Below are 12,634 nucleotides of genomic sequence, written 5' to 3' on the forward strand. Positions count from 1 at the left end.
AAAACCAGTTCAGAAGGGACATATAAACTGAGGTCGATACAGTCAATCGGCCTTGTGTGCCCACCCTCCAATCCAGATGCACGAGCACCCCACGACATCCTGCCTGAATGCCGTGAAACATGGGGCTCGAGACTGAGGATGGCAGGGCGGATGGCGTTTTATCATAGGTGCTACAGATGTTTAAAAAAATGAACACGGCCCTGCTGGGGCTGGCTTTGTCGATGGGGATCACGTCCGTTCAAGCGGAAGAGGCAAAGAAAGTCGATGTACTGCTGATCGGCGGCGGCATCATGAGCGCGACCCTCGGTGTCTGGCTCAATGAGCTGGAACCGGGCACCTCGATGGAAATGATCGAGCGTCTTGACGGCGTCGCCCTCGAGAGCTCCAACGGCTGGAACAACGCCGGTACCGGGCACTCTGCCCTGGCCGAGCTGAACTACACCCCGGAAGACGAGAACGGCAAAGTCTCGATCCCGAAAGCCGTTGAAATCAACGAAGCGTTCCAGATCTCCCGTCAATTCTGGGCCTGGCAGGTTCAGCAAGGCGTGCTGAAGAATCCGCGTTCGTTCATCAACTCCACACCGCACATGAGCTTCGTCTGGGGCGATGACAACATCAAGTTCCTGAAGAAGCGCTACGAAGCGCTGCAAGCGAGCCCGCTGTTCGCTGGCATGCAGTACTCCGAAGACCCGGCTGTGATCAGGAAGTGGGTCCCGCTGATGATGGAAGGGCGTGACCCGAACCAGAAAATTGCGGCAACCTGGAGCCCGATCGGCACCGACGTGAACTTCGGCGAAATCACCCGTCAGTTCGTTGCGCACCTGCAGACCACGCCGAAATTCGACTTGAAGCTGTCCAGCGAAGTGCAGGACATCACCAAGAACGACGATGGCACCTGGCGCGTCAGCTACAAAAACCTGAAAGACGGCAGCAAGTCCGAAACCGACGCCAAGTTCGTGTTCATCGGCGCGGGCGGCGGTGCCCTGCACCTGCTGCAGAAGTCCGGCATTCCTGAAGCCAAGGAATACGCTGGCTTCCCGGTCGGCGGCTCGTTCCTTGTGACCGAAAACCCGACCATCGCCGAGCAACACCTGGCCAAGGCCTACGGCAAAGCGTCTGTCGGCGCACCACCGATGTCGGTTCCGCACCTGGACACCCGCGTCCTGGACGGCAAACGCGTGATTCTGTTTGGCCCATTCGCAACCTTCAGCACCAAGTTCCTGAAAGAAGGTTCGTACCTGGACCTGCTGACCACCACGACCACGCACAACGTGTGGCCGATGACCAAGGTTGGCATCAAGGAATACCCGTTGGTCGAGTACCTCGCCGGCCAGCTGATGCTGTCGGATGAAGACCGCCTCAACGCCCTGAAAGAATACTTCCCGAACGCCAAAGCCGAAGACTGGCGCCTGTGGCAAGCCGGCCAACGCGTGCAAATCATCAAGCGTGATGAAGCGGCCGGTGGCGTGCTGAAACTGGGCACCGAGATCGTCGCTTCCCAGGATGGCAGCATCGCTGGTCTGCTGGGCGCCTCGCCGGGTGCATCGACAGCCGCACCGATCATGCTGACCGTGCTGCAGAAGGTGTTCAAGGACAAGGTCGCTACCCCGGCCTGGCAGGAAAAGCTGCACCAGATCGTGCCGAGCTATGGCACTCAGCTCAACGGCAGTCCTGAGAAGGTTGCCGAAGAGTGGGCGTATACCGCCAAGGTATTGCAGCTGACTCCTCCGCCAGTGATGGATCAGATGGCAGCTCCGGCGGCTGCTCCGGTTGAAGCTGAAAAGGCTGCGCCGAAGGCCAATGCTGCGAGCGATATGGCTTTGTAATTTAAAAGCCCGGTTGTGAAGAAGCCCGCTGAACCGGTAATGGACAGCGGGCTTTTTTGTGGGTGCTCCGGATTAACCCGATACCTGTAGGAGCTGTCGAGTGCAACGAGGCTGCGATCTTTTGATTTTTTAAAGACAGGATCAACAAATCGCAGCCTCGTTGCACTCGACAGCTCCTACAGGGGTGGGGTTCTGCTCGAATTCGGTGGTGCGATTGGCAGAGCCCAAGGCTAACATCGCTGAGACGGGTAAGACTTGAACCTTCGCTAAAGTCAATTCTTGGGCGAAAATGACGACGGCTATTCAGTGCCTACACCGTTTCAGGCCGTCGGTTCGCTAACATTTTGGCTAACACTATGATTCATATAATTTTTTTGGTGGTCTGAAATACGACATACAATCGACGTTTCCCTGCCAAATTAGCGAGTTGAAATTTGAAAATTTTAAACGCTGACCGCTTTGATGATGTTGGCGACGACTTTGAATATGTATACCGCGGTGTCAACTATGTAATTCAGGACGAGGAGAGTTTTTTTCACGTTAGGATGTACGATGATGAAGCTAGAATGGCCACGCTGGTGCATCCCACAAAAAAACCCGCAATGGATGTCCTCAGAAGGTTGATAGTTTTTTTGCAATCCGAGTTAACTGTGGATGGATTCTCTCTGTATAGAGGCGAGCTGGGGCAATATACCGAGATTGATCTAAAAACATTGGCATTTCGGGAGTTCGATGCTTCCGCTAGGTGACGTCGAGTGCCTCTGAAACGTGTGAAAATGGATGTTGTGGTGACTGCCAGTTGAGCGTTGTGAACTAAAAATCATTTACATGCAATCACTAGGTTTCTTGTTATGACAGTACCCCCATAAAGCCCAAATTGATTTCCTGCCGTAGTGCTACCTTCATCACTGGGTTTTTCAAGGACGTCGTAACCGCGAGCACCACACAACTCTCCCGCTTTTTCATAACATTTACCCCAACTTAAAGCGCTGCCAGAACAGTCGATACTAAATCCCTGTCTTCCGTCTGAGGTGTAGGTTTTTGATGCCATAGCACAACCACCTAGACCCATGCTTGCGGCAAGAAAGATAAATATGAGTTTCATCGGGCGGCTCCAATCGCTGAAACGAGCAAATGAAGCATAGCTGTGGTACTCGTTTCGTCTATTGCAATACCAAGCACCACGAATCTGAACGAGATCAAAGGCCACTTACCATCCCATCAGCCCCCATGCAGGTAACGCGACACCCAGGGATAACGTAGTCGTGCTTCCAGCCACGGAGCTTGCACTTCGCAAGCCTCATCGCTAACCTTGCCTCGCCGCTGCAAATTCAGCGGACGGGTGTGGTAGCCCGGTTATTTCATAGACCCAGAACGCCTCAGGGCGTTTTTTATGCTGGCTGCTTTGTGGCGGCTGTGCATGGGAGGCTTCGGCCTGCCGGGTTCCTATGACCGGTCTACCACCCTGTGCACAGTCGCCTCCTCACTTTGCGTGGTAGCGGGTGAAGAGGAACTCACGTCATAGGAGTTCCAGCATGATCAAAGAAACCCCCAACCCTCCGGAGACGGATGGGCACACAGAAACCGAGTTCGAGTTTGAATCCCGCAAACCAGCGGTGGCAAAGCGCTGTGCTTCTCCGATGTTTATCATCGCGCCGGATGTACACAGTGAAATGTTACTGGCCCACGCCTGCGAAACACTCGCTTCAGCCAGCGTCATGGCCAGTGATTTGGCCTTTGTTCTCAGTGGGCCGAAATGCAATTTGGCATTGGGTATTCAACAGATGATTTCGTTGGCAGAGTTGTCGGTGAATCGGTTGCTGGATGAACTTGAACCTCAGAAATAGCTGATGGTCCTGGAAGGCCAGCAAGAGTAAGCCCGCTAAGCCGATGTGGTTAGCGGGCTTTTTTGTGGGCGTTAGTTTTTTAATGGTGCGGGTACAAGTAAGAAAGTTCTGACGGAAAATATAAAAATCAAAGTATGAAACTTCCTGTTTTGATAAACGGTGCCTGAAGTAATCCCGCGCTTTATTGTTTGAAAAAATCTGCCTGATTAGGGTGACGCATTAGAAGTTTCAACGCAGTTTGATGCCCGGTTTTTTTTCGGCCTCTCACTGCGTCAGCACTTCGTCCCTGTCAGGAAGACGCAGCATGGCGCTATGGAACATCGTGCCTACGTGGTTCGAAATAGAAGATCGCATGACCCAGGACATGGGGCATCAGGGCGGGCACGGCCGCATTCATATCAATGATTATGCTTCCTCCATAAGTCTGAACATTCGGCGGATCCACAATATCCGGACGGCGTTCACGCGCGCGGAATGGGAGGTCGCCAGGTCCTTGAGGCAACGCTTCTCAGACCTCGACATCTCCAGCGTCCTCACCGAATTGATCAGCGTCGTTAGTCAAATGGCAATGATCGTTGCCGGCAGTGTGTTGGCAGGCGGAGCCATTGGCGCGGGTGTAGGCGCTTTTGTCGGGGGTGTGGGCGCGATTCCGTCCGGTATGGCCGGCGCTGCAATGGGTTTGAAAGTCAGCACCTGGATACTGGGGGTACTCGGCCTGGTTTCCATTGCCGAGTTCTTCGTCGAAGGCTTGCCGCGCATTGGCGAGTACTACCTGGACGGCATCGACATCTCATGGAAAGGCACCCAGGGCGATGAGGGTCTACATCCCTTCAGCCGTGATGATCCTGCTGCCATCGACAGGGCCGCTCAGCACATCGCTCGAGGGCATGAAGAAGTCATCGTTCTGTTGTTGGGAGCCATCGTTGCCTACCTGACGCGAGGGCGGGGCAATGCCCAGGTACTTGCCAGCGAAATGCAGGCTAGCGCCAAAGGTGCACGGTTAGGGCAGTGGATGCTCAAGCATGAAGAGGCCCTGAAAAAACACCCGGACCTGCAACTGCCAACGTCACGCCAAGGTGCGTTTGGCCGACAAGAAACGCCATTGCCTACGCGCCGCCAACCTGAGCATCCATCACCGAAAAAACCGTTGGGCATGCCGGAACACAAGGTGCCATGCTTTAACGTGAGCAAGAAGCATGGGGAGAAGATTCCGGAGTTTGATCGGCAGCTGGCGGGCCAGGAAAAGGGGTTGAATGATCTGAGTGTGGATGAGTATTTGAGGGGGCGGGAGGCGTTTACGGCGAAGAATGTTGTGCGGGATCCGAAGGTTGCTGCGGAAGCTCGATACAGGCTTAGTTCAGATATGGCAGCAGAACTTCAAGAGACACTGAGGTTGAGCGGTGTACCTCTCGAACAGGCAAAAACACTAGCCATGGAGACAGTGTCGCAGAAAATGGCAACGTTGGCCGCCTTGCATAATCCCGACCTGCTCGCGGGAGGAAAGGACATTATCAGTGACTTTGGTGATCGGCGTATTAATTCAAGCATTGGTCCCCAATGGTCCAGCCGCATTGGCAGTCTGGACGCTGCCGCGGCCAGCGTGCCTGAGAATACTCGAGGCACCACAAAAATTAACGCAAAACTTGAAAGATGCAAATAAGGAGTCAGTGTTGGACGAGGATTATGATTTTTTTATCAAGAATTTTGGCCCTGCAACCACTCGGGAGGAAGTTCCTGAGTCGAGTGTGGACCGATATCGAAATAGGCTGCCAAATCAATTACTACAGTACTGGAAGGAGTATGGCTGGTGCGGGTTCTTGGATGGTTTGTTTTGGACAGTAAATCCTCAAGCCTACGAAGACATAATAGACCACTGGCTTGCTGATAAAGAATTTTACTCTCAGGATACTTATCATGTTATTGCGCGTAACGCATTTGGTTTACTTTATGTGTGGGGTGAAAATAGTGGTTATTGCTTGACTATTTCTAGTAGTTTAGGGCGCTACTCTTGGCGAACGTCTAAATTTAAAGGTGATAAGCTTGACTTTGGGGTTAGAGTGTTTTTTTCATCTATGACCCCCGAGTACAACGATTTCGGCGATCTTTTCATACCCTCTCTAAAAAGACTGGGAAAACTTAGGGCTGACGAAATGTACGGTCTAGTGCCGGCCCTCGCGCTGGGTGGATCGATAGATATAGAAAAAGTTGCAATAGTCAAAACTATAGAACATCTAGAATTTTTATCACAGCTCACACCACTAACCGATTGGGGGTTTCCGAAAATTTGATATATGTCGCCTGATTGTCACAAAGCCTCTCTAAAGGTTGAAGCAAGGAAACGTTTGTGGATGAGTTTTTTGCCTGCTTTCTTGAGGAATTTGCTCCTGAAATAGGGCGCCAGAAAGCTCCCGGTTCAAGCATGGTCCTGTACAGACACAGGCTACCCGAGCAATTACTTCAGTATTGGAATGAACATGGCTGGAGTGGCTATGCCGATGGGCTGTTCTGGACCGTAAACCCACAGTTTTACGAACCTCTGCTTAGCCATTGGTTAGTCGACGCGGAATTTTATGACAAAGACAATTATCACGTGATAGCACGTAGCGCTTTTGGAGACCTCTACGTATGGGGAGAGAAAAGCGGTTATTGCTTGACTATATCTGGCCCGCTGGCACGTTACTCATACCGTATTTCCATGTTTACCGGTGAGAAACTCGATTTTGGAGTAAAGGCATTCTTTTTGGCGATGAGTACGGAATCCAATGACTTTGCAGACATGTTTGAACTTGCCGTAAATAAACTGGGCAAATTGAGTAGCGACGAAATGTATGGATTCGTCCCCGTCCTGGCTCTCGGTGGTCCGATAGAGTTCAATAATCTACAGAAAGTAAAAGTTATCGAGCACCTCGACTTTCTGTCACAACTGACACCGCTAACCGACTGGGGCTTCCCGGAATATTAGACAATTCACAGATAATCGAGAAAACCCCGAAAAAAAGCCCCCTGGCACACTTCCAATCAGTGCCCGGCAATCACCAAACCACTGTCCCTGTCACCCTTCGGAAAACCATGCCCCCGCGCATTGAACGCGATGCAGAAACTAATCACCACCAGCACCAGCAACACCCAAGGAAAGGCACTCACGCCCAACTGGTCGAGCATCACCCCACCCAATAAGCCACCCACCGCAATCGCGCTGTTCCAGACCACCACATTCATGGAAAGCGCCACGTCCGCTCCCTTTCCCGCAGCGTCAGCCAGCGCAGTCTGGAGCAGAGTCCCGGCGCCACCGAAGGTCAGTCCCCAGACGAATACGCCGACAAGCATCGCGATGGCAGAGTGCGAGAACGCGCCGAACAGGACAGCAACGGCGGCAAAAGTCGCCAGGCTGGCGAGCACGGCAGTGCGCAGATGCCGATCGACCAGCCGGCTGGTGATCCAGATACTCGCGAGCGCAGCGACACCGAAAACCAGTAGCACCACGTCGACATTGCGGCTCAATCCTGCGGATGCGAGGAAGGGGGCGATGTAGGTGTAGAGAATGTTGTGCGCCAGCATCCAGGTCACGACAACGCCGAGTACTGACCGAACGCCCGGGGTGCAAAGCACCTGGCGCAGCGGCATGCGTTTTGACGAGGTGTGGCCCTGGTAGTCGGGGACTTTGATCAGCACCCACACGATCAGCCCAAGGGTTAATCCTGACATGAGCGCGAACGCCATTCGCCATCCCATCAGTCCGCCCAGCCAGGTGCCTAATGGCACGCCCAGCGATAGCGCGATCGGGGTGCCCACCATGGCCACCGCCAAGGCGCGACCCTGCAGGCGAGGGACAACCATGCGCCGTGCATAGCCCGCCAACAGGCTCCAGGCCAGGCCGGCAGAGGCGCCGGCGAAGAATCGGGCAATGAGTGTCAGCAGGTAATCCGAGGACAACGCCGTCAGGGTGTTGAACACCAGAAAGCCAAGAATCGTCGACAGCAGCACTGTGCGGCGCCGCCAGCCTTGCGTGGCGATCGTCAACGGAATAGCGGCCAGCAACGATCCCAGTGCGTAGACCGTCACCATTTGCCCGGCCAGTGGCTGTGAAACATTCAAGCCCGTGCCGATTTCCGGTAACAGGCCGGCGGGCAAGGTTTCGGTCACGATGCAGATAAATCCGGTCATGGCTAACGCCAGTAATGCGCCCAGCGGTAGTCGCTCGGCTTGCTGCTCATCAATCGTCATTCCATGCTCCAGGTGACTTATATATCGATCGATATAAATCTAGGGAGGTGGGCCCTCGTTGTCAACGACTTATGTATCGATTAGTATCGAACTCATGCAAACGGAGGATCGTATGGCACAGATGGGAAGACCGCGCACCTTCGACCGTGACGCGGCAATCGATCAGGCAATGAATCTGTTTTGGGAGCACGGCTACGATTCCACGTCGCTCAATCAGCTCAAAGCCACCATCGGCGGCGGCATTTCCGCACCGAGCTTTTATGCCGCATTTGGCTCAAAGGAAGCGCTGTTCAAAGAGGTCATGGCGCGGTACCTGAGCACGCATGGCCGCGTCACGGACAGCCTGTTCGATGACACGCTGGCGCCCAGGGATGCCATCGAACTGACCCTGCGTCGCTCCGCCAGAATGCAGACCGAAGTCGACCACCCCACAGGCTGTCTGGTTTCATTAGGCTGGATGAGCGCGTGCTCGGACGAGAGCAAAGCCATCTCGCAGCCACTCGCCCGGACAAGGGCTTTGAATCGGGCGGGAATCGTGAAATGCATCGAACGCGGCGTTGCCGAGGGGCAGTTGCGACCGACCGTCGACGTTGAAGCCCTGGCTACGATGTTCGACAGTTTTCTGTTGGGGCTTTCCACGCTGGCCAGAGATGGAGTTTCACATGCTTCGCTGGATGCCGCAGTGACGCAGGTGATGACCGTTTGGGATGCATCAACGAAGTAATAGCAATGTTCATCCTGAGCTCTGGCGCGGGTGCTCTGATCCGTATTTTTCATCGCTATCTGCCTCTGTAATGCACACAGATGCCCGCTCACAATAAGGGCACTTTCCGCGAGCAGGAGGCCCCGATGGGCAAGATGGCGATTTTCCTTGGTGGTTTTCTCGTATTGACCGTTTTGATCGGTGCGCTGGCGACGATTTCTCCCGTCTGATCATTGTCCGTGAAAAACAAAACGCCTCCACTCAGGGAGGCGTTTTGCGTTTTCAGGACTGCAGCATCACTTCAGATCAAAGCGATCCAGATTCATCACCTTCGTCCACGCCGCCACAAAGTCCTTCACGAACTGCTCCTTCGCATCGCTGCTGGCATACACCTCGGCAATCGCCCGCAACTGCGCATTCGATCCAAACACCAGATCGACACGCGTGCCGGTCCATTTCACTGCGCCCGTCTTGCGATCTCGACCCTCGAACTCTTGCGCATCATCCGAGACCGGCTTCCATTCCACGCTCATGTCCAGCAGGTTGGTAAAAAAGTCGTTGGTCAGCGCTTCCGGCTGCTGGGTAAACACGCCATGTCTGGTTTGGCCTACGTTGGTGTTCAGCACGCGCAGGCCGCCAATGAGCGCGGTCATTTCCGGTGCGGTGAGGGTCAGCAGTTGCGCCTTGTCGATCAGCAATGCCTCGGCTGGAACGCTGTAGCGGGTTTTGAGGTAATTACGGAAGCCATCGGCGGTGGGTTCGAGGAAGCCGAACGACTCGACGTCGGTCTGTTCCTGAGTCGCGTCCATCCTGCCTGGCGTGAACGGTACCGTGATGTTGACTCCCGCGTTTTTGGCGGCCTGCTCGATACCGGCGCTACCGGCCAGGACGATCAGGTCCGCGAGGGAGACTTTCTTGCCGCCGCTGCTGAAGTCACGCTGAATCCCTTCAAGTTTTGCGAGCACGCTCCCCAATTGTTCCGGCTGGTTGGCCTGCCAGGATTTCTGTGGTTCCAGGCGCAAGCGTCCACCGTTGGCGCCGCCGCGTTTGTCCGAACCACGGAAGGTCGAGGCGGCCGCCCATGCTGTCGATACAAGCTGCGAAACCGACAGACCGCTGGCTTGCAGTTTGCTCTTGAGTGCGGCGATGTCGCTGTCGTTGATCAGCTCATGGTCGACTTCTGGGATCGGGTCTTGCCACAGCAGTTCTTCGCCGGGCATTTCCGGGCCGAGGTAGCGCGAGAGGGGGCCCATGTCGCGGTGGATGAGTTTGTACCAGGCGCGGGCGAAGGCGTCGGCCAGTTGATCGGGATTGGCCAGGAAGCGCCGGGAGATCGGTTCGTAGATCGGGTCGAAGCGCAGCGCCAGGTCCGAGGTCAGCATGGTCGGGTTGCGGCGTTTGGAAGGGTCGTGGGCATCGGGAATGATGCCGGCGCCGGCGCCGTTTTTCGGGGTCCACTGGTGCGCGCCCGCCGGGCTTTTGGTCAGCTCCCATTCGAAGCCGAACAGGTTTTCCAGGTAGTTGTTGCTCCACTTGGTCGGCGTGGTGGTCCAGGTCACTTCCAGGCCGCTGGTGATGGTGTCCGGGCCTTTGCCGGTGCCGAAGCTGTTTTTCCAGCCGAAGCCTTGCTCTTCAAGACCGGCGGCTTCGGGTTCCGCCCCGACATTGTCCGCAGGGCCGGCGCCGTGCGTCTTGCCGAAGGCATGGCCGCCGGCGATCAGGGCCACGGTTTCTTCGTCATTCATGGCCATGCGGCCAAAGGTCTCGCGGATATCCAGGGCCGATCTGACCGGGTCCGGTTCGCCTTCCGGGCCTTCCGGGTTGACATAGATCAGGCCCATTTGCACGGCGGCGAGGGGTTTTTCCAGATGGCGGCCGGGTTCGACTCGGCTGTCTTCGTTTTCTCCAGGTTCGGCCACGAGTGGTCCTTCACCGGGTTCCTGCATGGGTTCCTTATGACCCTGATCGTAGCGGGTGTCGCCCGCCAGCCACTTGTTTTCCGAGCCCCAGTAGACGTCCTCATCCGGCTCCCAGACGTCTGGACGGCCACCGGAAAAACCGAAGGTCTTGAAATCCATGGATTCCAGCGCGACGTTACCGGTGAGAACGATCAGGTCGGCCCAGGAAATTTTACGGCCGTACTTCTGCTTGATCGGCCAGAGCAGCCGGCGCGCCTTGTCCAGGCTGACGTTGTCCGGCCAGCTGTTGAGCGGAGCGAAACGTTGCTGACCCGAGCCAGCGCCGCCACGTCCGTCGGCGGTGCGGTAGGTGCCGGCGCTGTGCCAGGCCATGCGAATGAACAGCGGCCCGTAGTGCCCGAAGTCTGCCGGCCACCAGTCTTGTGAGTCGGTCATCAGCGCGCGCAGGTCTTGCTTGAGCGCCTGAAAATCCAGAGTTTTGAATGCCTCGGCGTAATTGAAACCTTCGTCCAGGGGATCAGAAAGGGACGAATGCTGGTGCAGGATTTTCAGATTCAGTTGATTCGGCCACCAATCGCGGTTCGTCGTGCCACCGCCAGCGGCGTGGTTGAATGGGCATTTCGATTCATTTGCCATGTGTGAGCTACCTTTGGGTCGTGATCTTGCGGGCTATCCGCGCCTTGTGGACACGGGCAAGCGACGAGCGAAATCAATGACACAGGCTGCTGGGCCAGCAGTTCAATCAACTGGGTGATGTGACCGCGCGGGGGTGAAAAACAGCGGCAATCGGGTCGCCAGCGCGGAGGCCCACGGCAGGCTTAGTCATGTTTCAGACTCATTCCTGTCTCCTTATCAGCACTACTACGGCCGGCTTATGGCGCCAGCGCAGGACTAAGGTTAGACCCGACTCGGGAAGTCAGCTAATAGGTGCAGTGTTGGGGGGTGATAGGCAAAGTCTTTTAACCGGCGGTGCTGGTATTGCGCCTGCTGCGCAGCCGGACGCGGGTTGCGCCAGCTGCTACAGGTCTCAGTCAAGGCTGATGCTCGACGCAGTGCGCCGGGCATCCTTGGACTTCAGTTCACAACGAAGCCCGCACCGACGGGGTCGTTACGTTCGATGACCCAGCGTGACGTCCCCAGGATACTGGCGGTGCCTTTCACCGTAGGGCGTACCGCACGTGTCCCGTTGAGGTCCACTTCGCCGAGCAGGCAACCTTCGAAAGTGCCACTGCCCAGCAAACCTTCGGACAGGATAGGCTGGTTAAGGCCGAGTTTCCCTCGAGCCTCGAACATCGCCATCATCGCGCTGGTGCCGGTGCCCCCGGGAGATCGATCGAGCTGGCCGGCGCTGAATACGTGGACGTTCTTGTAGAACGCACCGTCGATGGTCGCCGGGTGCCAGAACGTAATGAAATTGAGATCGTTGATGTGCGCCTCGGTCGGGTGCTGGATCTTCAGCTGTTTCTGGATCTGGTCCCGTGCCAGCAACCCAAGGCGTGAAAGTTCGCTGCCATTTTCGGGGCTGATACGCAGGTCGCTGTTGGTCAGGTCGACAATACCGAAATAGTTGCCGCCCCAGACCAGGTCGGCTTTAAGGTCGCCGTAGCCCGGCAGGTGTACGGGAATGTCCTGGGCCGCGACATAAGCCGGCACGTTTTCGAAACGGGTCCAGAGTACGTTATCGCCTTCGGACGCCACTTCGGCGACAACCAGTCCCGCCGTGGTTTCGAAGCGGATTTTGGTGATGCCATCGGCGCCGCGCGGCACCAGGCCCAGGGCAACCATCGCCATACTCACGGCAATCGTGCCGTGGCCACACATGTGCGAATACACGCTGCCGTCCATGTAGATCAGGCCCGCGTCGTACTCACTGCTGGAAGGCGGGGTGAGGAAGACCCCGAACATGTCCTTGTGGCCGCGAGGTTCCTGCATCAGCGCTTTACGCAACCAGTCGTAGTTCTGTTCCAGAAAGGTACGCTTGGCCAGAATGCTGGAACCGGCGGGGTAGGGAATGCCGCTGTGCACGATGCACAGTGGTTCACCTTCGGTATGGGTATAGATCACATCGAACGTGTCTTGCATACGCATGACTGAACTCCTGGCTTTCGGGGTGTA

General features: G+C 55.9%; 12 protein-coding genes. 8 read left to right on the top strand and 4 right to left on the bottom strand.

Annotation, left to right across the window (positions count from 1 at the left end; all coding sequences use genetic code 11):
- Positions 1 to 176 precede the first annotated feature (176 nt).
- Together mqo and ACA063_RS11700 are read left to right on the top strand one after the other, a co-directional pair.
- On the top strand, positions 177 to 1,826 hold the full coding sequence (gene mqo / locus ACA063_RS11695) for a malate dehydrogenase (quinone) (RefSeq protein ID WP_497665983.1): 1,650 nt from the start codon (positions 177 to 179) through the stop codon (positions 1,824 to 1,826).
- 434 nt (positions 1,827 to 2,260) lie between these two features.
- Complete coding sequence (locus ACA063_RS11700; protein WP_497665984.1) at positions 2,261 to 2,575, top strand: hypothetical protein; 315 nt, start codon at positions 2,261 to 2,263, stop codon at positions 2,573 to 2,575.
- Between the two features lie 71 nt (positions 2,576 to 2,646).
- On the opposite strand, the gene ACA063_RS11705 is transcribed toward ACA063_RS11700, so the two are convergent.
- Positions 2,647 to 2,931 carry a hypothetical protein gene (locus ACA063_RS11705; protein WP_497665985.1) on the bottom strand — a complete coding sequence of 95 codons (285 nt, stop codon included), beginning with the start codon at positions 2,929 to 2,931 and terminating at the stop codon, positions 2,647 to 2,649.
- Between the two features lie 430 nt (positions 2,932 to 3,361).
- Between ACA063_RS11705 and ACA063_RS11710 the strand changes: the two genes are divergently transcribed.
- The 4 genes from ACA063_RS11710 to ACA063_RS11725 all read left to right on the top strand — a co-directional run bounded on the left by ACA063_RS11710 (position 3,362) and on the right by ACA063_RS11725 (position 6,635).
- Positions 3,362 to 3,673 carry a DUF6124 family protein gene (locus ACA063_RS11710; RefSeq protein WP_497665986.1) on the top strand — a complete coding sequence of 104 codons (312 nt, stop codon included), beginning with the start codon at positions 3,362 to 3,364 and terminating at the stop codon, positions 3,671 to 3,673.
- Between the two features lie 304 nt (positions 3,674 to 3,977).
- A complete protein-coding gene (locus ACA063_RS11715; RefSeq protein ID WP_497665987.1) occupies positions 3,978 to 5,333 on the top strand; it encodes a DUF6861 domain-containing protein in 1,356 nt (451 codons plus the stop codon).
- Positions 5,334 to 5,343: 10 nt separating this feature from the next.
- Complete coding sequence (locus ACA063_RS11720; RefSeq protein ID WP_497665988.1) at positions 5,344 to 5,961, top strand: GAD-like domain-containing protein; 618 nt, start codon at positions 5,344 to 5,346, stop codon at positions 5,959 to 5,961.
- A 56-nt stretch (positions 5,962 to 6,017) separates the two neighbouring features.
- On the top strand, positions 6,018 to 6,635 hold the full coding sequence (locus tag ACA063_RS11725; protein WP_497665989.1) for a GAD-like domain-containing protein: 618 nt from the start codon (positions 6,018 to 6,020) through the stop codon (positions 6,633 to 6,635).
- 56 nt (positions 6,636 to 6,691) lie between these two features.
- Here the strand turns inward: ACA063_RS11725 and ACA063_RS11730 are convergent, their stop codons facing one another.
- Entirely contained in the window at positions 6,692 to 7,897 is a 1,206-nt protein-coding gene (locus tag ACA063_RS11730) for an MFS transporter (protein WP_497665990.1), read from the bottom strand.
- Between the two features lie 112 nt (positions 7,898 to 8,009).
- Here ACA063_RS11730 and ACA063_RS11735 point away from each other — a divergent pair, with 112 nt between their 5' ends.
- Both ACA063_RS11735 and ACA063_RS11740 read left to right on the top strand, forming a co-directional pair.
- Positions 8,010 to 8,621, top strand: coding sequence for a TetR/AcrR family transcriptional regulator (locus ACA063_RS11735; protein ID WP_497665991.1), 612 nt, complete (start codon positions 8,010 to 8,012; stop codon positions 8,619 to 8,621).
- Between the two features lie 80 nt (positions 8,622 to 8,701).
- Complete coding sequence (locus ACA063_RS11740; protein ID WP_268932937.1) at positions 8,702 to 8,830, top strand: hypothetical protein; 129 nt, start codon at positions 8,702 to 8,704, stop codon at positions 8,828 to 8,830.
- Between the two features lie 66 nt (positions 8,831 to 8,896).
- Here ACA063_RS11740 and katG read toward each other — a convergent pair whose 3' ends face one another.
- A complete protein-coding gene (katG, locus tag ACA063_RS11745) occupies positions 8,897 to 11,155 on the bottom strand; it encodes a catalase/peroxidase HPI (RefSeq protein WP_497665992.1) in 2,259 nt (752 codons plus the stop codon).
- A gap of 438 nt (positions 11,156 to 11,593) precedes the next feature.
- Positions 11,594 to 12,607: a proline racemase family protein gene (locus tag ACA063_RS11750; protein ID WP_497665993.1), complete on the bottom strand. Its 1,014-nt coding sequence runs from the start codon at positions 12,605 to 12,607 to the stop codon at positions 11,594 to 11,596.
- Positions 12,608 to 12,634: the final 27 nt, after the last annotated feature.

It is taken from the genome of Pseudomonas sp. LBUM1643 (genome assembly GCF_059716215.1).